This is a genomic window from Microbacterium sp. ZW T5_56, from assembly GCF_044987425.1.
Classification (GTDB): domain Bacteria; phylum Actinomycetota; class Actinomycetes; order Actinomycetales; family Microbacteriaceae; genus Microbacterium.
Map to the genome: position 1 here is coordinate 75157 of NZ_JBJDRI010000007.1, position 21204 is coordinate 96360.

A 21204-nucleotide genomic window follows, 5' to 3' on the forward strand; every position below is an offset into this window, starting at 1 on the left:
GTGTCGGTGGTCCATGGTTGGCTTGAACGGTGATCGAATATCGCGCAGTCCACAAGGAGTATCCCGACGGAACGGTCGCGGTCGTCGACTTTTCTCTGGTGATTCCAGCACGACGCACCACGGTCTTCGTCGGCTCGTCCGGCTGCGGCAAGACCACCCTGCTGCGGATGATCAATCGGATGGTCGATCCCGAATCTGGCACCATTCTCATCGATGGTGAAGACGTGCGTCAGACCGACCCGGTGCGTCTGCGCCGCAGCATCGGATACGTGATGCAGAACGGTGGACTGATGCCGCACCTCACCGTCCGGGACAACGTGGCCACGGTGCCCGTTCTCAACGGCGTCTCCCGCTCCCAGGCCCGCCTTCGCGCGGGGGAGCTGCTCGAGCTGGTAGGCCTGGACCCCGATCTCGGCTCCCGCTACCCGGCGCAGCTGTCGGGCGGGCAGCAACAGCGCGTGGGCGTGGCGCGAGCGCTGGCGTCCGATCCCAACATCCTGCTCATGGATGAGCCGTTCGCCGCCGTCGACCCCATCGTTCGAGCAGATCTGCAGCGTGAGACCATGCGCCTGCAGCAGGAGCTCGACAAAACGGTGGTTTTCGTCACGCACGACATCGACGAGGCTTTCCTGCTGGGCGACCAGGTGGTCATCCTCCGCCAGGGTGCCGACGTGGCTCAGCTGGGATCACCGAGCGAGATCATCGAGGCGCCGGCTGACGACTTCGTCCGACAGTTCGTCGGTCTCGACGGCGGACGCCGCAGCCTGCGCGCCAAGCACCCCCCGGACGGCACCGTGCTCGTTGACGAGGCCGGCCGTGCGCACGCCCGCCTCATCGATGACCCGGAGGGCGGGGGCACGGCATGACCTGGGTTATCGACAATCTGGGGCTCATCTGGTCGCTGACGCTCGAGCACGTCGCACAGTGTGCGGTGCCGATTCTTCTCGGCTTCCTGCTCGCCCTTCCGGTCGGCTGGGTCGCACATCGCTACACGCGGGTGCGCGGCGTCGTGCTGAGCCTGGTCGGAGTCCTCTACGCGATACCGTCGTTCGGCCTCTTCGCGGTGCTCTCCAGCCTGTTCGGAATCGAGTACCTGTCACCCACCAACCTCGTGGTCGCGCTCACGATCTACGCTGTCGCGCTCATGACCCGATCCGTCGCGGACGCGTTCGACTCGGTCGACGACGATGCGCGGCAGGCGGCCACCGCCATCGGCTACAGCCGTGTGCGTCGCTTCTTCACCGTGGAGCTGCCGCTTGCAGGACCCGTGCTGCTTGCGGGGCTCCGGGTGGCGACCGTGTCGACAGTGGCGCTCGCCACGGTGGGCATCCTGATCGGCGTGGAGAACCTGGGATACCTGTTCACCAACGGATCACAGCGTCGCATCGTCGCCGAGGTTCTCGCCGGCGTGGTGGCCGTGGGGCTCATGGCCTGGGTGTTCGACCTCATCCTCGTGGGCCTCGGACGCCTCCTGCTGCCCTGGAACCGGTCCGCACCGCGCGTGGCGCGCACACGACGGGTGGTGGCAACAGCATGAACCTGTTCCTGGACGCCTTCGCCTGGATCTTCTCGCCCGATCGGCTGCAGGGTGCCGCGCTGTCGCTGCCCGCCAACATCGGCCTGCACCTCTGGTACACGCTGGTGAGCGTCGTCATCGCCGCGGTGATCGCGATCCCCCTCGGCTGGTGGATCGGCCACACCGGGCGCGGCCGCAACGTCGCCGTCGCGATCTCCGGCATGGCACGCGCCATTCCCTCGCTCGGACTCGTGATTCTGCTCGTGATGGTGATGGGCGTCGCATTGAAGGGACCGGCGGCGATCGTCGCCTTCGTCGTGCTCGCCATCCCGTCGATCCTCGCCGGTGCCTACTCCGGAATCGACGCGATCGATCGGCGAACCCTCGATGCGGCGCGCGCCGTGGGAATGAACTCGTGGCAGGTGCTGTTCCGAGTTGAAGTGCCCCTCAGTCTTCCGCTGTTGATCGGCGGCCTCCGTGCCGCTGCGCTGCAGGTCGTCGCCACGGTGGCCATCGCCGCCTATGTCGGTCTCGGTGGCATCGGGTTCTTCATCCTGCAAGGGATCCAGACTCGCAAGTTCGACCAGATCCTGGGTGCGTCCATCGTGGTGGTCGTGCTCGCTCTCGCCATCGACGCGGTGCTTGCCCTGCTGCAGCGCGTCGTCACACCTGCGGGTGTTCGCATCCGCCTGACACAGGCACGGGCCGCAGCTGCGGCCACCGCCTGACGCAAGACCCGACAGAAGCAGTTTCGAGAAATCGTCCAACAGATCGGAGCGATCATGAACCTCACACGACGATTCGCCCTCGCCGTCCTCACCGCGGCTGCTCTCGCCCTCGCGGGCTGCGCCTCCTCAGACCCGCTTGGCGGGTCCTCGTCGACGGGAACCGACTCCACCGGCTCCGCAGCACCCGCGGACACGATCGTGGTGGGCTCGCAGGCCTACTACTCGAACGAGATCATCGCGGAGATCTACGCCCAGGCGCTGGAGGGCGCCGGTAACACGGTGGAGCGCAAGTTCAACATCGGTCAGCGCGACGCGTACATGCCGGCTCTGGAAAGCGGCGAGGTGACTCTCTTCCCCGAGTACACCGGAAACCTGCTGCAGTGGCTGGACAAGAGCACCACCGCGACCGGTGATGATGACGTGTACGCAGCGCTCAAGGCCGCCATGCCGACCTCGCTTACGGTGCTGGATCAGGCGCCGGCAACGGATCAGGACTCGTACACGGTGACGGCGAAGTTCGCGTCGGAGCACTCGCTCACCACCATCGAGGACCTCGCGAAGGTGCCCGACCTCACCCTCGGTGGCCCGCCGGAGCTGCAGGAGCGCCCCTATGGTCCCAGCGGCCTGAAGTCGATCTACGGTGTGGACGTCACGTTCTCCCCGACGGCCGACACCACGGTGGATGAGCTCATCGCGGGCGGCATCCAGGTGGGCAACGTGTACACCGCCGACCCGCGCATCGCGACCGACGACCTCGTCGTGCTGCAGGACACGAAGAGCATGTTCCTTGCCTCTCACGTGGTTCCCGTGGTGAACAAGGACGTGGCCGACAAGGTGGCGGACACGATCAACGCGGTGAGCGCGAAGCTGACCGCGGACGCGCTGCGTGAGCTGAACAAGGAGAGCACGGTCGATCAGAAGTCCGCCCCGGACATCGCCAAGGCCTGGCTCGCCGACCAGGGTCTCGCCGGCTGATGACGTAACGAGGACCGCCCCGGTGCATCGCACCGGGGCGGTTCTGCGTGAGCGAGTCGTCAGACGCCTGCGAGGGCCTGATCGAGGTCGGCGATGATGTCCGCCACCTCTTCGAGGCCGATCGACAGACGCAGAGTGCCGTCGAAGACGCCCACGGCGGCGCGTTCCTCCGCGGTGCTGTGCACGTGGCTGGTGGTGGCCGGGTGCAGCACGAGCGAACGGACGTCGCCGAGGTGCGTCATGTGCGTGATCACGCCGACCGAGTTGATCACGTGTTCCGCGGCCGGGCGACCACCGCGAAGCGTGATGGTGAAGACGGATCCGGCTCCGCGCGGCAGGATGCGCTGTCCGAGTTCGTGGTCCGGGTGCGACGGCAGGCCCACATAGTCGACGCGCTCCACGGCAGGGTGCGCGTCCAACCAGGCGGCCACCTCGGCCGCCGCCGAGCTGTGAGCGCGAACGCGGACGGAGAGCGTCTCCGCGCCCTGACCGATGAGGAACGCATTCAGCGGGGAGATGGTGGGCCCCAGGCGCGAGGACACGACCTCGCGGGCGTAGGTGATGCGTGCGCTGCCGCCGGCACGCTCGGCGATGCTCGGCTCGCCGTGACGGCCCGCAGCGACCAGATGAGGGGAGCGGCCACCGTCACGCGCCGTGTCGAAGTGTCCGCCGTCGATGACCACACCGCCCAGCACCGAACCCTGTCCGGACAGGAATTTGCTCGCCGAGTGGATCACCAGGTCAGCGCCTTCCTCCAGGGGGCGGGACAGGTACGGCGTGGAGAAGGTGCTGTCCACGATCAGCGCGATGCCGAACTCGCGCGCCACTGACGACACCAACGGCACGTCCAGCAGCAGGTTCGTGGCGTTGGAGATCGTCTCGCCGATGAGTGCCACGGTGTTGGGCTGCACGGCATCGCGCCAGGCCTGTGGGTCTCGGATGTCGGAGACGAAGGTGGTGGAGATGCCGATGCGGGAGAGGAAGTCGAGGAACAGCCCGCGCGATCCTTCATAGATGTGGTCCGAACAGACCACATGATCGCCCGCGCCGGCGACTGCGAGAACAGCGGTCGACATGGCCGCCTGGCCCGAGGAGACCAGCAGCGCCTGCGTGCCTCCGTCCAGCGCGGCCAGCTTGCGCTCCACGGCGTCGATGGTCGGGTTGCCGATCCGGGTGTAGCCGAAGCCGGCGCCGGTGGAGAAGTGATCCTCGGCGTGCGCGAAGGAGTCGAAGGGGAAGCCGGCGGTCAGGTGAATCGGCACGGCGCGCGGCGTGGCCGTAGCGACGTCGGATCCGGCGTGTACCTGGCGGGTCGAGAACCCGTGCTGATCGCTCACTGGCGCTCCTTCTCATCGAGCGTGTCTCATCGCACGCACGCCCAGGATTCCAGGTGGCGCGCGCAGGGCGATCATCGTGTGACAGCGCGTGACACGAAATGACAGCTCGGCGTCACACGCGGCCGTCCTGCTGCGTTACGCGGGGCGGGGCCGTGCGGTCCGTCGCGGTGCACGGCGGTGGTAGCCTCAAAAGATGCGCGCGGGACTGCTTCTCCTTCTCCGCCGCGACGAGCCCTCGTTCTAGGCCTGCTCGTCGCGGAGCCGTTTCGTTGGGCCATCCGCCGATTCTGGAGAGACTGCAATGACCACCACTGACACCGCCCGTCCGCGGACTCTGGCCGAGAAGGTGTGGGATAACCACCTTGTCGTCGAGGGATCGAATGGCGAGCCGGACCTGATCTACATCGACCTGCACCTGGTGCACGAGGTGACGAGTCCGCAGGCCTTCGACGGCCTCCGCGCGGAGGGCCGTCCGCTGCGACGGCTGGACCTCACCATCGCCACCGAGGACCACAACACCCCGACGCTGGAGATCGACAAGCCGATCGCCGACCTCACCAGCCGCACGCAGATCGAGACGCTGCGCCGCAACGCCGCCGAGTTCGGCGTCCGCATCCACTCGCTGGGCGACGCGGAACAGGGCATCGTGCACGTGGTGGGTCCGCAGCTGGGGCTGACCATGCCGGGCATCACGGTGGTCTGCGGCGACTCACACACCTCCACGCATGGCGCCTTCGGAGCCATGGCCTTCGGCATCGGCACCAGCGAGGTCGAGCACGTCATGGCCACGCAGACGTTGCCGCTCAAGCCCTTCAAGACCATGGCGATCACCGTCGACGGCACGCTGAAGTCGGGTGTCACTGCGAAGGACATCATCCTCGCCGTGATCGCGAAGATCGGCACCGGCGGCGGTCAGGGCTACGTGCTGGAATTCCGTGGCTCCGCAATCCGCGCCCTCTCCATGGAGGGACGCATGACGATCTGCAACATGTCCATCGAGGCCGGCGCACGCGCCGGAATGGTGGCACCTGACGACACCACGTTCGCCTACCTCGAGGGGCGTCCGCACGCGCCGAAGGGCCAGGACTGGGACGACGCCGTCGCCTATTGGCGCACCCTCCCCACCGATGAGGGCGCCACGTTCGACGCCGAGGTCTTCATCGACGCCGACACCCTGGAGCCGTTCGTCACCTGGGGAACGAACCCCGGCCAGGGCGTCTCGCTGTCCGACGTTGTGCCCTCTCCCGAGGACTATGTCGACCCCAACGAGCGCGCCGCCGCCGAGCGCGCCCTGGAGTACATGGACCTCGCGCCGGGAACGAAGCTCAAGGACGTCCAGGTGGACGCCGTGTTCATGGGCTCGTGCACCAACAGCCGCATTGAGGATCTGCGTGCCTTCGCCTCGATCATCCAGGGGCAGAAGAAGGCGGACGGCGTCCGTGTGATGGTGGTCCCCGGATCCGCGCGCGTGCGTCTGGAAGCGGAGGCCGAGGGCATCGACAAGATCGTGACCGACTTCGGCGCCGAGTGGCGCTTCGCCGGCTGCTCGATGTGTCTGGGCATGAATCCCGACCAGCTGGCACCGGGCGAGCGCTGCGCGTCGACGTCCAACCGCAACTTCGAGGGCCGTCAGGGCAAGGGCGGGCGCACCCACCTGGTGTCGCCGCTCGTCGCCGCAGCCACCGCCATCCGCGGCACGCTGTCCAGCCCGAGTGATCTGCACACTGCAGGAGAGGTGGCCTGACATGGAGAAGTTCACGACCCATACCGGTATCGCTGCTCCGCTGAAGCGCTCGAACGTCGACACCGACCAGATCATCCCCGCCGTCTACCTGAAGCGCGTCACCAAGACCGGCTTCGAGGATGCGCTGTTCGCCGGCTGGCGACAGGACCCGGACTTCGTTCTCAACCAGCCCGCGTTCCAGGGCGCCTCGGTGCTCGTCGCCGGTCCCGACTTCGGCACCGGCTCCAGCCGGGAGCACGCCGTCTGGGCCCTGCGCGACTTCGGCTTCCGCGTGGTGCTCTCCCCGCGCTTCGCCGACATCTTCCGCGGCAACTCCGGCAAACAGGGTCTGCTCACCGGCATCATCTCGGAGGCCGACCTCGAGCAGCTGTGGGCGGCTATCGACGCGGATCCCGGCGTGTCCATCACGGTCGATCTGCAGGCCCGCACCGCGACACTGGGCGAGCTCACGGTTGCGTTCGAGATCGACGACTACACTGGTTGGCGGCTCTTGGAGGGGCTGGACGACATCGGTCTGACCCTCCGGAACGAACACAAGATCGCAGCCTACGAGGCGCGTCGCGAATCCTGGAAGCCGCGCACCCTACCGGTGCAGACGTCCCCCGCAGAGTAAGGCCACCGCATGAGCATCACCCTGAACGACATCACCGGAACCGGCGGAATCGCACCAGGGGCGGGGGAGGTCCTGTCCATTCGCGGCGGTCGTGCACTGTCGGGGCGCGTGTCTGTGAAGGGCGCCAAGAACCTCGTCACCAAGGCGATGGTGGCGGCGCTTCTCGGCAACACGGCGAGCACCCTGCGCGACGTTCCCGATATCAGCGACGTGGCCGTGGTCCGTTCGCTGCTGGAGGTGCACGGCGTGCACGTCGCCGAGGGTGATGAGCCGGGCTCGCTGTTCATGGACCCGCGTGACGTGGAGTCCGCGCACATGGAGGAGATCGACGCGTACGCCGGTTCCTCGCGCATCCCGATCCTGTTCTGCGGTCCGCTCCTGCACCGTCTCGGTGAGGCGTTCATCCCCGATCTGGGTGGCTGCCGCATCGGCGACCGCCCGATCGACTTCCACCTGGACGCGCTCCGCAAGTTCGGTGCCGTGGTGGAGAAGCTGCCGAGCGGCATCCGCCTGTCCGCACCGAACGGTCTGCACGGCGCCAACATCCACCTGCCGTACCCGAGCGTCGGCGCCACCGAGCAGGTGCTGCTGACCGCCGTGCGCGCTGATGGACAGACCGAGCTCAAGAACGCCGCCATCGAGCCGGAGATCATGGATCTGATCGCCGTGCTGCAGAAGATGGGCGCGATCATCTCCTACGAGCCGAACCGCGTCATCCTCATCGAGGGTGTGAAGGAGCTCAAGGGCTACGACCACCGTGCAATCTTCGACCGCAATGAGGCCGCGAGCTGGGCTGCCGCAGCGCTGGCCACCGATGGCGAGATCTACGTCGAGGGTGCGCGTCAGCAGGAGATGCTGACCTTCCTCAATGTGGTCCGCCGCATGAACGGCGACTTCGAGGTGCACGAGGACGGCATCACGTTCCGTCGCGGTGCCGGCACGATGCGCGGCGTGACTGTCGAGACCGACGTTCACCCCGGCTTCATGACCGACTGGCAGCAGCCGCTCATCGTGGCCCTGACGCAGGCCGAAGGTCAGTCGATCGTCCACGAGACCGTGTACGAGAACCGCTTCGGATTCACCGACGCTCTGGTCAAGATGGGTGCCGACATCGTCGTGCACCCGCACGGTCTGCAGGACGGCCCCCGCCGGGTGCCGCGGCGTCAGCTGGAGCAGGCCGCGGTCATCAACGGCTCGACCCGCCTCACCGGTGCCGACATCGTGGTTCCCGACCTGCGCGGTGGGTACAGCCACGTCATCGCGGCGCTGACCGCGACCGGTGAGTCCACGGTGCGCAACATCGGGATCATCCGCCGCGGATACGAGAAGCTCTTGCCGAAGCTGTCCGGCCTCGGTGCGGACTTCGACGTCATCGGCTGATCGCGTGCGCGCCACCGCGGAGAAGTCGCGTCCCAGCTGGTTCTGGCCGCTGGGAGCGATCGTCGTCCCGTTCATGAGCCTCCTCGCGAAGGTTCGCTTCATACACCCTGAGAAGCTGCCTCGTGAGGGCGCGTACGTCATGGTGGCCAACCACTATTCCGAGATCGATCCGCTGATCGTCGCGATGGGGGTCTGGCGTCTGGGCCGTGCGCCACGTTTCATGGCGAAGGAATCGCTGTTCCGCGTTCCGGTCTTGGGTTCCGCGCTGCGCGCAACCGGCATGGTTCCGGTGGCGCGCCGCTCGACATCGGCTTCCGCGAAGGAGACCCTCAAAGCGTCCAACGACATCGTCGAGCACGGCCGCGGCGTCATCGTGTACCCCGAGGGGACGCTCACCCGCGACCCGGAGCTCTGGCCGATGCGTGGCAAGACCGGGGCCGTTCGCCTGGCTCTGGACGCTGGACTTCCCGTCATCCCCGCAGTGCAGTGGGGGGCGCAGGAGATCATGCCGCGCTACGGAAAGCTGCGCCTGTTCCCGTGGCGCAAGCCCGTCACCATCGCCTTTGGCGACCCTATCGACCTCAGTGCCTATGCCGGTCGCGCGCATTCTCAGGCGGCACTGACTGAGGCCACCACGCTCGTGATGGACCGCCTGGCCGAGATGCTGGGTGAGCTGCGCGGCGAGACGCCCCCGGCCGAGCGCTGGAACCCGGCGAAGCACGATCAGAAGGAGACCGGCCGCTATGACGCCTAGGCCCTCCGTGCGCGCACCTCGCGTCGCGGTGGTCGGCGCGGGCAGCTGGGGCACGACCTTCGGCAAGGTTCTGGCCGATGCCGGTTCCGATGTGGTGATGTGGGCACGTCGGCCCGAGCAGGCCGAAGAGATCTCCCGAGCGAAGCGCAACAGCAAGTACCTGCCCGGCATCAACCTGCCGCGCAGCATGACAGCCAGCCCCGACCTGTCGACGGTGGTCGATGGGGCTGAGGCCGTCTTCCTCTCCGTCCCCAGCCAGTCGGCGCGTCAGAACCTCAAGGCGCTGAGGCCGCTGATCGGCAACCTGGACGTCCCGATCGTCAGCCTCATGAAGGGTGTCGAGAAGCAGTCCGGCATGCGGATGAGTCAGGTCATCGCGCAGGAGCTCCAGTGCGATCCCGACCGGATCGCGGTGGCCAGCGGCCCCAATCTCGCGCTGGAAATCGCCCGCGAGCAGCCCACGGCTGCCGTCGTCGCCTCCTCGTCACTGGAGACGGCTGCCGCGATCGCTCGCCTCGCCTCCAACCGCTACTTCCGTACGTTCACGAACACCGATGTCATCGGCACGGAGTTCGGCGGCGTGCTGAAGAACCTCATCGCGGTCGCCATCGGCATCGTCGACGGCGTGGGCTACGGCGAGAACACCAAAGCCTCGATCATCACCCGCGGTCTCGTGGAGATGACCGATTTCGCCGTGGCCTACGGCGCGCAGGCCGGTACGCTTCAGGGCCTCGCAGGGTTGGGCGACCTCATCGCCACCTGCCAGTCTCCGCTGAGCCGGAACAATACGGCCGGACGCCTGCTCGGGCAGGGGTACGGCTTTCAGGATGTCGTCACGCAGATGCAGCAGACCGCCGAAGGGCTCGCGTCCGTCGGCCCGGTGCTGCAGCTGGCGGCCGAGGTCGGCGTGGAGATGCCGATCGTACAACAGGTCAAGATGGTGCTGGATGGCACGATGCACCCCCGGGACATCGCCCCGCACCTGACCACCGACGACGACACCCCACAGGGGGAGAGGACGGACAATGGGCAAGCAGCGGGTGGTGGTGCTCTTCGGCGGGCGCTCCAGCGAGCATTCGATCAGTTCCGCCACGGCGGGCGGAGTGCTCCACGCGATTGACCGCGATCGGTTCGAGGTGATTCCGGTCGGGATCACGCCCGAGGGCGCGTTCGTGCTGGAGGAGGATCGCCCGGAGAAGTTCGCGATGCTCGCCGAAGCCATGCCCGAGGTGCGTGACAACGGCACCCGCGTGCTGTGGCCCGAGGCCGGCGGCGAGCGCGCGCTGCGCGTGCGTCAGGCGGATGGGTCGCTGTCCGAGCCGATGCCGATCGACGTGGTCCTGCCGATCCTGCACGGACCGCATGGCGAAGACGGCGCCATGCAGGGCTTCCTCGACATCCTCGGTCTCCCGTATGCCGGTTGCGGCGTGCTGGATTCTGCCGTGTGCATGGACAAGCACTTCATGAAGGTCGTGCTGCGCGGGGCGGGCGTTCCGGTCTCGCCCGGCTTCACCGTGACCGCCGCGGACTGGGCCTCCTCACCCGAGCACGTGCGCACGTCCGCCGCGCAGTACCCGCTGCCGTGGTTCGTGAAGCCTGCGCGCGCGGGCTCCAGCGTAGGTGTGTCCAAGGTGCACACCGCCGACGAGCTCGACGCCGCGCTGAGCGTGGCGTTCGCCGAGGACGACAAGGTCCTCATCGAGCAGGGAATCGTCGGTCGCGAGATCGAGGTGGCGGTGCTGAAGGGCATGCCCGGCGAGCCGTCGCGCGCATCGCTTCCCGGCGAGATCGTGCTCACCCGCGACTTCTACGACTTCGAGGGCAAGTACCTCGGCGGCGAAGGCGTCGATCTGGTCTGCCCGGCCGACCTGGATGAGCAGACCATGGCCCTGGTGCGCGAACTGGCGGTGCGCGCTTTCGACGCCGTCGACGGGCAGGGCCTTGCCCGTGTCGACTTCTTCGTGACGGCAGACGGCCCGATCGTGAACGAGCTCAACACGATGCCCGGCTTCACGCCGATCTCGATGTTCCCGCAGTGCTGGATCGCGACCGGCCTCAGTTACACGGATCTGCTCACCTATCTCGTCGACAACGCGCTCGCTCGCGCGTGACGTGAACTGACCTGTCGCAGATCTGCGACAGGTCTGCGACGGCCCCGCCACCACGTGTGGCGGGGCCGTTCCTAGTCTGAAGACATGAACCAGCAGTTGACCCCGATCCGCCCCGTGCCCGCTGCCGCAGCGGCGCCGACGAACACGCTGGCGGTGGTCGCCTTCGTCCTCTCTCTCCTCGGCTTCTCCCTGATTCCGGTGATCCTCGGACACCTCGCGCTCGGCCAGATCCGTCGACGCGGCGAAGGCGGAGCGGCGTTCGCCGTCATCGGTCTCGTGCTCGGCTATCTGGAGCTCATCGCCATCGTGATCCTGTTGGTCGTGGCGGCCGGGGGTATCCTGCTCGCGGTGACGTCCGCATGAGCGGGTCAGCTACGGTGAAGAACATGAGCGCGTTTCGGGGGAGACCACTACTGGGTGCCACGGTGCTCGTGGCGACGCTGGTGCTCGGCGGCTGCAGTGCCACGATCGCGCCAGATCCGAATGCCGTGGCTCCGGCGCAGAGCGCAGCGGGGGAGCACTCCGCAGCGGATTCCGGTTCGGCGAGTGACCCGCCCACCGACGAGCGGTCGGAAGGCCCTGATGTCGAGACCACGACCACGGATTCGGAGAGCGCATCCGCGGGGTCGGGCACCGGGTCCGTCACCGCCGCTGAGCACCGGGCCGCTGTGGCGAACACCGTGGACCAGCAGCTCGCCTGCGGCGGGGGGAATCTGGATATCACCGAGTTCGCCGTGCGAGTCGAGGTGACAGACGACTGCGACACCATCGTGGTGACGGGCAGCTCGGTGCTCGTGGTGGCGCAGAAGGTGAAGACGCTGGTGGTGGATGCGTTCTCGACCGACGCCCTCGTCGCGTCCGTCGATGCGATTCGCGTCACGAGCAAGGGCAGCTCCACCACGGTGCGCTGGGAGAGTGGCACCCCGTCGATCGAGGACGCCGGTTTCGCCTCTGATCTCCGCCTCAGCGAGTTCGTCCCGTGAGCGCGTCGGTCGTGGCGAGGAAGAAGTGAACGATGACTGAGCCCACCGTCCTGCTCGTGGACGATGAAGAGCCGATTCGGGCGACTCTGGCGCCGTACCTGGAGCGCAGCGGATTCCGCATCCGCACGGCTGCCGATGGCGAAGAAGCGCTGGCCGCCGTGATCGCGGAGCCGGTGGACATCATCGTGAGCGATGTGATCATGCCGCGCCGCGACGGCCGTTCGCTGCTGCGCGAGCTGCGCGGTCGTCGGGACTGGACGCCCTTCATCCTGCTCACCCGCGTCGATCAGGCATTCGAACGCTCTGCGGCGCTCGATGAAGGAGCCGATGACTACCTCGGCAAGCCGTTCGATCCGCCCGAGCTCGTGAGTCGTATCCGTGCCGTGCTGCGGCGGGCTCGGCCGGGTGAGCGCTCCCTCGCCTCCGCACAGGTGCTGCGGGCCGGTGAGCTGGAATTCGATCGCATCGCTCGGCGCGTTCGCCTGCGCGGACACGAGGTGGACCTCACGCCGCGCGCGACCACGCTGCTGGAGTACCTCATGAGCCACCCCGACGAACTACACACGCGGGATCGGCTGCTCACCACGCTCTGGGGATACGAGTTCGCGGTGACCACGCGGGCCATCGACCACCGCATCGCCGAAATCCGTCGCGTCCTCGGCGACGACCCTCAGGAGCCGCGATACGTGGAGACCGTGCAGGCCTCCGGGTATCGGTTCGTCGCGGCGGTGAGCGGATCATGAGTCGCACACGAGTCTGGTGGGCGCTGCTTCCCGTGGGTGTGGGAGCCATCGTCGCGCTCGTGCTCGTCGCGACACGGACGAACGCGACTCTGGTGCTGTCGCTGCCGTTCGCGACACTGGCTCTCTCGGCGGCTGTGCTGATCTCGCTGGTGTGGGCCGTCGTGACGCTGATCCAGCGCGGCCGCGTCATCGTCGCGGAGCGGGCGGTATCCGAGGCCGAGACCGCGTCGCGAGCGGAGCGCGCTCGGTTCCTTCGCCGTCTCGATCACGAGGTGAAGAATCCCGTCACGGCGATTCGCACGGGGCTCGCCACCGGCGATGCTGCGGCGCTGACGATCGCTCGCGTGCAATCGGAGCGTCTCAGCTCGCTGGTGTCTGATCTGGCGAAGCTCGCCGAGCTGGAGACCCGCCCGCTCGAGCGCGAGGCCGTCGACCTGGAGGTGCTCGCACGTGATGCAGTCGAGGCGGTGGCGGCCCGGTATCCCGAACGCAGCTATCGTGTCGAGTTCGCGCGAGTGCCGTGGCCGGTGCCCGCGGTCTCCGGCGATGCGGACCTGCTGGCCGTGGCGATCTACAATCTGGTCGGCAACGCCGCGAAGTACTCCGATCCCGGTGCGAGCATCGAGGTGCGCGGCACCGAGCATGACGGGGTCGTGACCGTGGAGGTCGCCGATACCGGGTGGGGTATCCCCGCGGACGAGGTCGACGGGATCTGGGATGACCTCGCCCGGGGGTCCAACGCACGCGCGGTCGAGGGGACCGGCCTCGGGCTCCCCGTGGTGCGCGTGATCGCGCGGCGACACGGCGGTGACGTTTCGCTGCGGTCGCAGCAGGGTCAGGGCACGCGGGTGGTCCTCACCGTACCCGTGCGGTGAAAACGCGTGTCCGATCCGCTCGCGCGATCGGGACGGGACCGGGGGCGAATCAGCTTGTCGGGCGTTCGGTGCAGGTCGCGAGCACGCGGGAGCCGAGCATCGGCTTCGCGAATCGATCCAGCACCTCGGTGGGGGACAGGCCATCAGTCCGAGACGAGATGAACAGCTGCACCGCAGGCTCCCGGCCGAACGTCGTCACCCGGTAGTGGTCCTTGTCGGTGGAATCCACCAGCCAGTCGATGCCCGCGATGGTCTGGCACGGCGTGGTGGAGGCCATCGGAACCTCCACACCACACGCCATCAGGATCTCCGCCTTCGAACCCCAGGCCGCTGTGGACTGCGCGTCGGTCCAGACCCGGGGGAGTCCGGCGATCGTGTCGTAAGAGCCGGTCTTGTTGAGCTGGGCCATCATCGCCGCGCACTGCGGGTCATCGGCGTTCGGCGCCGCCTGCATGGCGATCGTCTGAGAGCATCCCGTCAGTGAGAGGACGAGGGCTGCGGTAGCGAAGGACGCGCCGACGAGGGCGCCGATACGGCGGAGGAGGCTCACCCCTCCAGGCTAACCCGCCCGCCTCCGCGTCCGCCGCGTGCGCAGGCGGGGCGCTCGGGTAGCGTGGAGGGATGTCTGAGACCCCCGTTCGCGTCGCCGGCGCCCCCGATGCCGCGACTCCGATCTCGGCGGTTTCGGAGGGGGAGCTGCTGGCCTGGATCACGGACCGCGTGCCGGCGGTGCGATCCGACAGTGCGACCCGTCTCGGCATCGGCGACGATGCCGCGGTGCTCCGCTTCGGCGGCGACGCCGTGGTCACGACGGACACGCTCGTGCACGGTCCGGATTTCCGCATGGCCTGGTCTGATGCATCGTCGCTCGGCTGGAAGGCGGCGGCGGTGAACCTCGCCGACGTGGCCGCGATGGGCGCCCGCCCCACGGCCCTTCTCGTCGCGCTCGCGCTGCCCGCAGCGCTGCCTCTCGGCTGGGTCGGGGACTTCTACAACGGTCTCGTGAGCGCGTGCGTCCGGTTCGGCGACGACATCCAGGTGGCCGGCGGCGACGTGACGGTGTCGCCGACACTGACGATCGCTGTGACGGCGCTGGGCGACTTGCGTGGCGCACGCGCGGTGCTGCGCAGCGGCGCTCGCGCGGGCGATGTGGTCGCACTCGCCGGCGAGCAGGGACCCGCGGCTCGTGGTCTGCGCCTGCTGTTCGAGCGGTTCCGAGATGCGGATGGCACTCCGATCGGTGTGGACGACGCTCTCCTCACGGACGCGGAGCGTTTCGATCTGGGGCGTCAACTGCGACCGGAGCCTCCGGTGCGACTCGGCGAGCGGGCGGCGGCGGCCGGCGCGCACGCGCTGATGGATGTTTCGGACGGTCTGATGATGGATGCGCGACGGATGGCGCGCGCCTCTCGCGTGCGCATCGACGTGGAAACGGCGTTGTTGGGCGAGGATCCCGCGGCCGCGTTGGCCGGGGGAGAAGACCACACGCTGCTGGCGGCGTTCCCCGCCGACATCGCGCTGCCGGAGGGGTTCCGACGCATCGGTCGGGTGTATGGGGCACCCGTCGGGGAGGTCACCGTCGACGGCAACGCTTACGACGCCCGCGGTGGATGGGATCCCTACCAGGACTGGGACGCGGCGCAAGGCTAGTCACAGTCGCAGTTGCAGATATCTCCGCGAGCGTGTCGAAGACCGGGGGTGGTGTCAGACGGCCGCGGGCTCGCCCCACCAGACGGTGGTGTCGCCGTAAGTCTTGTCGCGCAGGGGGGACATGCCCGCTGCGGCCCAGTCCGGTGCCGGAGAGCGCTTCGCTCGCTCGACGATGACCACGGCATCGGGCGACAGCCGCGGTGCCAGCGCGGTGAGAACGTCGCCGATCTCGGCTTCGGTCACGTCGTAGGGCGGGTCGATGAACACCAGATCCCAGACCAGGGTGGTCGAGCGCAGGAACGGCAGCACGCCGCTCTGGTGGACGCGAGCGCTGACAGCGGTCGCCTTCGCCACGGCCGCAGCGTTGCGCGTTGCCACGCCTGCTGCGCCGCGGGCCTTCTCGACGAGGTCCACTGCGCTCGCACCGCGGCTCGCGGACTCGAGCCCGAGCGCGCCCGACCCGGCGTAGAGGTCGAGCACACGGGCATCCGCGATGAGATCGTGCGTTTCGAGACTGCCGAACAACGATTCGCGCACGCGGTCGCTGGTGGGTCGGGTTCCCGCATCGGGAACAGTCAGTCCGAGGCCTCGAGCCGCGCCCGCGATGATCCGTGTCACGGTCCCAGCCTATCCACGCCCGCGTCCCTCCCCGAGCGGCAGTGTCGGCGGGCGACAGTAGGCTGGACAGGTGCAGTTCGGCGTGGATACCAGCCTCGACACCGCGATCGGTGCGAAGACCGCTGGCGTGCTCGCGAAGGCGTTCGACATGCGCACCGTGGGCGATCTGATCGGCCATTATCCGCGTCGATACGCCAGCCATGGGGAGCTGACCCCCATTCGTTCCCTGCCTATCGGTGAGCAGGTGACCATCGTCGCCGAAGTGCGCAAGGCCTCCGAGCGTCAGATGCAGGCGCGCCGCGGATCACTCGTCGAGGTCGTCATCGGCGACGGCAACGGCGAGATGTCGCTCACCTTCTTCAACCAGAAGTGGCGACTGGGAGAGCTTCGTCCTGGCCGACGCGGGATCTTCGCGGGCAAGGTGGGCCTCTACAAGGGCGGGCTTCAGTTCGCCCATCCCGAGTACGAGCTGTTCGACGATGAGGCCTCGGTCGACGCCGCACGCTGGGCGAACACGCCCATTCCGATCTACCCGGCGACGGCCGCGCTGACCAGCTGGCAGATCCGGAAGACGATCGAGGCGGTGCTGGACAAACTCGGCCCGGTGCCCGATCCGTTACCAGCGGAGTTCGCGGCAGCGCACAAGTGCATCCCCGCGCGCGACGCGATCGAGGCCGTGCACCGCCCGGAGACGGTGTCGCAGGCTCATGTCGCTCGCCACACGCTTCGCATGCAGGAGGCGCTGCTGCTGCAGACGGCGCTGCTGCAGCAGCGCGCCGAGGTGCGCCGGCTCCACGCTGTGTCGCGGCCCGCCGGGTCGCTCCTGGAACGGTTCGACGCCGTCCTGCCCTACACGTTGACGCCAGATCAGGAGTCGGTGGGTGCGGTCATCGCCCAGGATCTTGTGGGCGAGTGGCCCATGAATCGGCTGGTGCAGGGTGAGGTCGGATCCGGAAAGACCCTGGTGGCGCTTCGTGCCATGCTGCAGGTGGCGCAGACGGGCGGCCAGTCCGCGCTGATCGCGCCGACGGAGGTGCTCGCAGCACAGCACCTGCGCTCGATCGCGAAGATGCTGGGTCCGCAGCTCGCTCCCGAGCTCATCCCGACCCTGCTCACCGGGCAGATGCCGGCCGCCGAGCGTCGCAAGGCAGCGCTGCGGGTGGCGGCGGGTCAGTCGCGAATCGTGGTGGGAACGCATGCGCTGCTGAGCGAGAGCACGACATTCGCCGAGCTCGGACTCGTGGTGGTGGACGAGCAGCACCGTTTCGGTGTGGAGCAGCGCGAGATGCTGCGTGCCAAGGGCACCGCGCCGCACGCGCTGGTGCTCACCGCCACCCCGATCCCGCGCACCGTGGCGATGACGGTGTTCGGGGATCTTGATGTCTCCACCATCCGCACCATGCCGGCGGGTCGCGCCGGGATCACCACGCATGTCGCGCCGCTGGCCGACAAGCCGAGCTGGTTCGGTCGGGTGTGGGAGCGCGCTGCCGAGGAGGTCGCGCAGGGGCGGCAGGTGTTCGTGGTCTGCGCCGCGATCGATGCCCAGAAGGAGCTGGTCGACGGCGAACTCCCGCCTCCGGTCGAGGGCGAGGCCACGGGGCCGCGCTGGGGCGTTGTCCAGGTGGCTGAGATGCTCGCCGTTCACCCGTCGTTCGCGGATCTTCGGGTCGCCGTGCTGCACGGGAAGATGCACTCGGAGGAGAAGGACTCGATCATGCGGGCGTACGCCGCCGGCGAGATCGACGTGCTGGTCGCCACCACCGTCATCGAGGTGGGCGTGGATGTTCCGAACGCGTCCACGATGATCATCCTCGAAGCGGATCGCTTCGGCGTCTCCCAGCTGCATCAGCTCCGCGGGCGCGTCGGGCGAGGCAGCGTGCCGGGCCTGTGCCTGCTTGTCACGGAGGCGGAAGACGCAACGCCCGCTCGGACGCGCGTCGAAGCCGTCGCAGCGACGCTCGACGGCTTCGAACTCGCCGAGGTCGACCTGGAGCTGCGTGGCGAAGGCGATGTGCTTGGCGACGCGCAGTCCGGTGCCCGTTCGTCGTTGAAGCTGCTGCGTGTGGTCAAGGACGCGGACACGATCGCCGTCGCGCGCGCGGAAGCCGAGCGGCTGTTGGAGGCTGATCCGACCCTTGCCACCCATCCTGCGCTGGCCGATGCGGTGGCGCGCCGGGTCACGCAGGCGGAACGCGCAGCGCTCGGCAAGAGCTGAGCCGAGTCCGTCGATCACCCCATAGGCTGTGAGCATGAACAGCAGGATCGCCGTCGTCCCCGGATCCTTCGACCCGCCCACGCTCGGTCATCTCGATGTGATCACCCGCGCCGCGGAACTGTATGACGAGCTGCACGTGCTCGTCGTGCACAACCCCGAGAAGCACGCCATGCTGCCGATCGCGCAGCGACTGAGCCTGCTGGAGCAGTCCATTCGCGACGCGGGGCTGGCGGGCAACATCGTCGTCGCGTCCTGGAGCATGGGTCTGCTGGTGGACTACTGCGCGGAGGTCAACGCCGGCGTGCTGGTGAAGGGCATCCGCTCGCAGGTCGACGTCGCGTATGAGACGCCGATGGCGATTGTGAACCGCGGCCTTGCCGGCGTCGAGACGGTGTTCCTGCTTCCCGACCCCGCCCACGCGCTCGTGTCCAGTTCCCTGGTACGTCAGGTGGCGGCGCTCGGTGGCGATGTGTCCGCGTATGTGCCGCCGGCCGTCGCCACATTCCTCGACACCGGTGCGCGCGACCTCTGAGCCGTGAGCGCACGGTAGACTGGTCGGTTGTGAAGACCACCCGACCCGGACCGTTCGCCCTCCCCGTGCGCGATATCGCGCACCAGCCGGGGGAGATGCGTGAGTTCACGCTCACCATTCCCGCCCCTGAGAAGTGGGGGGAGGGTCTGATGGCCGTCCCCGCGGGCGAGGAGCTGGATCTGGACGTGCGTCTGGAGTCCGTTCACGAGGGCATTCTCGTGACCGCGGACATCAGCACGAGCGTCGAGGGGGAGTGCAGTCGGTGCCTGACGGAGTTCACTCAGGGTGTCGAAGTCGAGTTCCAGGAGCTTTTCGCGTACTCTGGAGATGAAGAGACTGACTTCGAGGTTCAAGACAACCACGTGGATCTTGAAACTCCGGTCAGGGATGCGATTGTTCTGTCGTTTCCATTCCAGCCGGTGTGTCAGCCGGATTGCCCCGGTCTTGATCCGGCCACGGGCGAGCGGTTGGCAACTGCGTCGGCGGAAGACTCCTCAGCCCCTGTCGATCCCCGATGGGCTGCGCTTCAAGGACTCACAGACCAGGCGGCCGGAACGACCAGTTCCGAGCTGCGCAACACGGAAGAGAGCTAGTCATGGCAGGTAACCCCCCGAAGCGGAAGGTCTCCCGCTCCAACACCCGTTCGCGTCGCGCGCAGTGGAAGGCCGAGGCCCCCACGCTCGTCAAGACGGTTGAGAACGGCAAGGTCGTTTACAGCCGTCCGCACCAGGCGAAGGTCGTCACCGACTCGCAGGGCACGGAGCTGTTCCTGGAGTACAAGGGCCGCAAGGTCGCTGACATCTGAGACACCTCACCGCGGGAAGCACAGTGACTGAACTGACCGCATTGATGCAGAAGCTCGGCGTCGTCATCGACGCCGAGCTTCTGTCACTTGCGCTGACACATCGCTCGTACGCGTACGAGAGCGGGGGCATCCCGCACAACGAACGTCTGGAGTTCCTGGGTGACTCCGTGCTGGGTCAGGCGACGACCGTACTGCTGTACACGCGCCACCCCGACCTTGACGAGGGCTCCCTGGCGAAGCGACGCGCAAGCGTCGTCTCGACGGTGGCTCTCGCGGAGGCCGCACGCACGCTGGGCATCGGCGAGTTCTTGAAGCTCGGCCGAGGTGAGGAGCAGACCGGCGGGCGCGACAAGGACTCGATCCTCGCCGACACGACTGAGGCCATCATCGGTGCCACCTACCTGTCCGCGGGTCCCGATGACGCAACCGCTCTGGTGCATCGCATCATCGAGCCGCTGCTGGCGGACCCGGAGCGGTACGGCGCAGCCGTGGACCCGAAGACCGCGCTTCAGGAAGTCGCCGCGAAGCTGGGAATGACGGCTCCGGTGTACAGCATCGAGGCCGAGGGTCCCGATCACGATCGGCGCTTCACGGCGACGGTGTGCGTCGATGACGTCTGCACCACGGGTATCGGGACCAGCAAGAAGACGGCCGAGATGGCGGCGGCTCTGGCCGCGTGGCACGTGCTCAACGAGCGTGCCTGAACTCCCCGAGGTCGAGGTCGTTCGTGCCGGTCTGGCACCGGCGCTCACGGGTGCCGTCATCACGGGTGTCTCGGTGCTTGATGATCGGGCGCTCACGCGACACGTCGGCAACGCCGCCTCCTTCGAAGCGGAGCTGTCCGGCACCACCGTGATCGGTGTTGCGCGGCGTGGCAAGTTCCTCTGGTTCCCGCTGACGTCCGGTCGGGCGGTGGTCGGGCACCTCGGAATGAGCGGGCAGATGCTGCTTCGTGAACCCGGCGCGGTTCCGGAACGCCACGAGCGGGTGCGTCTGATCGTCGATCACCCGGAACACGGCGAGCTTGCCGTGGTCTTCGCCGATCAGCGCACGTTTGGGTCGCTGGCCATCGATGAGCTGATCCCCACGGCTGACACGCTGCCGGCCGGGTGGGGAACGACGACCGCCCTGATCCCCACGCAGGTATCGCACATCGCACGCGACCCGATGGACGAGGCGTTCGCCCTTGCCCCCGTCCGGGCGCGGCTGGCGCGCACCGACTCGGCCATCAAACGTGTCCTGCTGGACCAGGGCATGGTCAGCGGCATCGGCAACATCTACGCCGACGAATCGCTCTGGGCAGCGCGGATCCACCCCGAGACACCCGCGAGCAGGCTGTCGACGCGAGCCGTGAACCGGCTCTTCGCCGAGGTCCGCGTGGTCTTGGAGAAGGCGCTGGCCGAAGGTGGCACGAGCTTCGACGCGCAGTACGTGAACGTGAACGGCCAAGCCGGTTACTTCGCGCACTCCCTAAATGCCTATGGCCGTACCGACCAGGCATGTGCACGATGTGGATCACCCATCCGCCGAGCGAAGTTCATGAACCGATCCTCGTTCTTCTGTCCTCAGTGTCAGCGCAAGCGCTCTTCGTAGTCACACGAAGTTCCCCAAGGTCGCGGTGCTCG

The 21204-nt window shown here is 67.8% G+C and carries 24 protein-coding genes; 21 read left to right on the forward strand and 3 right to left on the reverse strand.

What is annotated here, in order from left to right:
* The first annotated feature begins 29 nt into the window (after nt 1-29).
* The 4 genes from ACI3KU_RS05135 to ACI3KU_RS05150 are packed head-to-tail and all read left to right on the forward strand — an operon-like array spanning nt 30 to nt 3219.
* Nucleotides 30-866 (forward strand): ABC transporter ATP-binding protein, encoded by an 837-nt coding sequence (locus ACI3KU_RS05135; protein WP_404921215.1) that lies wholly within the window; start codon nt 30-32, stop codon nt 864-866.
* Nucleotides 863-1537 (forward strand): ABC transporter permease, encoded by a 675-nt coding sequence (locus tag ACI3KU_RS05140; protein ID WP_404921216.1) that lies wholly within the window; start codon nt 863-865, stop codon nt 1535-1537. The genes ACI3KU_RS05135 and ACI3KU_RS05140 overlap by 4 nt, the downstream gene beginning before the upstream one ends.
* Nucleotides 1534-2244 (forward strand): ABC transporter permease, encoded by a 711-nt coding sequence (locus ACI3KU_RS05145; RefSeq protein WP_404921217.1) that lies wholly within the window; start codon nt 1534-1536, stop codon nt 2242-2244. Before ACI3KU_RS05140 ends, ACI3KU_RS05145 begins: the two co-directional genes overlap by 4 nt.
* A gap of 54 nt (nt 2245-2298) precedes the next feature.
* Nucleotides 2299-3219, forward strand: a complete 921-nt coding sequence (locus tag ACI3KU_RS05150; RefSeq protein ID WP_404921218.1) for an ABC transporter substrate-binding protein — start codon at nt 2299-2301, stop codon at nt 3217-3219.
* Between the two features lie 59 nt (nt 3220-3278).
* Here the strand turns inward: ACI3KU_RS05150 and ACI3KU_RS05155 are convergent, their stop codons facing one another.
* Nucleotides 3279-4556: an O-acetylhomoserine aminocarboxypropyltransferase/cysteine synthase family protein gene (locus ACI3KU_RS05155; RefSeq protein ID WP_404921219.1), complete on the reverse strand. Its 1278-nt coding sequence runs from the start codon at nt 4554-4556 to the stop codon at nt 3279-3281.
* A gap of 301 nt (nt 4557-4857) precedes the next feature.
* On the opposite strand from ACI3KU_RS05155, the gene leuC reads away from it, so the two are divergent.
* The 10 genes from leuC to ACI3KU_RS05205 all read left to right on the forward strand — a co-directional run bounded on the left by leuC (nt 4858) and on the right by ACI3KU_RS05205 (nt 13759).
* A complete protein-coding gene (gene leuC, locus ACI3KU_RS05160) occupies nt 4858-6300 on the forward strand; it encodes a 3-isopropylmalate dehydratase large subunit (RefSeq protein ID WP_404921220.1) in 1443 nt (480 codons plus the stop codon).
* A 1-nt stretch (nt 6301) separates the two neighbouring features.
* Nucleotides 6302-6913: a 3-isopropylmalate dehydratase small subunit gene (gene leuD / locus ACI3KU_RS05165; protein WP_404921221.1), complete on the forward strand. Its 612-nt coding sequence runs from the start codon at nt 6302-6304 to the stop codon at nt 6911-6913.
* 9 nt (nt 6914-6922) lie between these two features.
* The gene (murA, locus tag ACI3KU_RS05170) at nt 6923-8293 is read left to right on the forward strand and encodes a UDP-N-acetylglucosamine 1-carboxyvinyltransferase (protein ID WP_404921222.1); all 1371 of its coding nucleotides are present in this window, start codon (nt 6923-6925) and stop codon (nt 8291-8293) included.
* Between the two features lie 4 nt (nt 8294-8297).
* Nucleotides 8298-9047: a lysophospholipid acyltransferase family protein gene (locus tag ACI3KU_RS05175; RefSeq protein WP_404921223.1), complete on the forward strand. Its 750-nt coding sequence runs from the start codon at nt 8298-8300 to the stop codon at nt 9045-9047.
* Nucleotides 9037-10167 carry an NAD(P)H-dependent glycerol-3-phosphate dehydrogenase gene (locus ACI3KU_RS05180; RefSeq protein WP_404921224.1) on the forward strand — a complete coding sequence of 377 codons (1131 nt, stop codon included), beginning with the start codon at nt 9037-9039 and terminating at the stop codon, nt 10165-10167. The genes ACI3KU_RS05175 and ACI3KU_RS05180 overlap by 11 nt, the downstream gene beginning before the upstream one ends.
* Nucleotides 10073-11158: a D-alanine--D-alanine ligase family protein gene (locus ACI3KU_RS05185; protein WP_404921225.1), complete on the forward strand. Its 1086-nt coding sequence runs from the start codon at nt 10073-10075 to the stop codon at nt 11156-11158. Before ACI3KU_RS05180 ends, ACI3KU_RS05185 begins: the two co-directional genes overlap by 95 nt.
* 84 nt (nt 11159-11242) lie before the next feature.
* Nucleotides 11243-11521 (forward strand): DUF4190 domain-containing protein, encoded by a 279-nt coding sequence (locus ACI3KU_RS05190; protein ID WP_404921226.1) that lies wholly within the window; start codon nt 11243-11245, stop codon nt 11519-11521.
* Nucleotides 11522-11544: 23 nt separating this feature from the next.
* On the forward strand, nt 11545-12141 hold the full coding sequence (locus ACI3KU_RS05195; RefSeq protein ID WP_404921227.1) for a hypothetical protein: 597 nt from the start codon (nt 11545-11547) through the stop codon (nt 12139-12141).
* A gap of 32 nt (nt 12142-12173) precedes the next feature.
* On the forward strand, nt 12174-12884 hold the full coding sequence (locus ACI3KU_RS05200) for a response regulator transcription factor (protein ID WP_404921228.1): 711 nt from the start codon (nt 12174-12176) through the stop codon (nt 12882-12884).
* Nucleotides 12881-13759, forward strand: a complete 879-nt coding sequence (locus tag ACI3KU_RS05205; RefSeq protein ID WP_404921229.1) for a sensor histidine kinase — start codon at nt 12881-12883, stop codon at nt 13757-13759. The genes ACI3KU_RS05200 and ACI3KU_RS05205 overlap by 4 nt, the downstream gene beginning before the upstream one ends.
* Before the next feature lie 49 nt (nt 13760-13808).
* Here ACI3KU_RS05205 and ACI3KU_RS05210 read toward each other — a convergent pair whose 3' ends face one another.
* Nucleotides 13809-14309, reverse strand: a complete 501-nt coding sequence (locus ACI3KU_RS05210; protein ID WP_404921230.1) for a DUF3515 family protein — start codon at nt 14307-14309, stop codon at nt 13809-13811.
* Nucleotides 14310-14380: 71 nt separating this feature from the next.
* Here ACI3KU_RS05210 and thiL point away from each other — a divergent pair, with 71 nt between their 5' ends.
* Entirely contained in the window at nt 14381-15409 is a 1029-nt protein-coding gene (gene thiL / locus ACI3KU_RS05215) for a thiamine-phosphate kinase (RefSeq protein ID WP_404921231.1), read from the forward strand.
* Between the two features lie 54 nt (nt 15410-15463).
* On the opposite strand, the gene rsmD is transcribed toward thiL, so the two are convergent.
* Nucleotides 15464-16027 carry a 16S rRNA (guanine(966)-N(2))-methyltransferase RsmD gene (gene rsmD / locus ACI3KU_RS05220; RefSeq protein ID WP_404921232.1) on the reverse strand — a complete coding sequence of 188 codons (564 nt, stop codon included), beginning with the start codon at nt 16025-16027 and terminating at the stop codon, nt 15464-15466.
* Nucleotides 16028-16097: 70 nt separating this feature from the next.
* On the opposite strand from rsmD, the gene ACI3KU_RS05225 reads away from it, so the two are divergent.
* The 6 genes from ACI3KU_RS05225 to mutM all read left to right on the forward strand — a co-directional run bounded on the left by ACI3KU_RS05225 (nt 16098) and on the right by mutM (nt 21172).
* On the forward strand, nt 16098-18242 hold the full coding sequence (locus ACI3KU_RS05225; protein WP_404921233.1) for an ATP-dependent DNA helicase RecG: 2145 nt from the start codon (nt 16098-16100) through the stop codon (nt 18240-18242).
* Between the two features lie 34 nt (nt 18243-18276).
* On the forward strand, nt 18277-18774 hold the full coding sequence (coaD, locus tag ACI3KU_RS05230) for a pantetheine-phosphate adenylyltransferase (RefSeq protein WP_404921234.1): 498 nt from the start codon (nt 18277-18279) through the stop codon (nt 18772-18774).
* Between the two features lie 95 nt (nt 18775-18869).
* Nucleotides 18870-19367, forward strand: coding sequence for a YceD family protein (locus ACI3KU_RS05235; RefSeq protein ID WP_404921271.1), 498 nt, complete (start codon nt 18870-18872; stop codon nt 19365-19367).
* A 2-nt stretch (nt 19368-19369) separates the two neighbouring features.
* Nucleotides 19370-19579 (forward strand): 50S ribosomal protein L32, encoded by a 210-nt coding sequence (gene rpmF / locus ACI3KU_RS05240; protein ID WP_005050211.1) that lies wholly within the window; start codon nt 19370-19372, stop codon nt 19577-19579.
* A 44-nt stretch (nt 19580-19623) separates the two neighbouring features.
* Nucleotides 19624-20283: a ribonuclease III gene (gene rnc, locus ACI3KU_RS05245; protein WP_404921272.1), complete on the forward strand. Its 660-nt coding sequence runs from the start codon at nt 19624-19626 to the stop codon at nt 20281-20283.
* Nucleotides 20276-21172, forward strand: coding sequence for a bifunctional DNA-formamidopyrimidine glycosylase/DNA-(apurinic or apyrimidinic site) lyase (gene mutM, locus ACI3KU_RS05250; protein WP_404921235.1), 897 nt, complete (start codon nt 20276-20278; stop codon nt 21170-21172). Before rnc ends, mutM begins: the two co-directional genes overlap by 8 nt.
* Nucleotides 21173-21204: the final 32 nt, after the last annotated feature.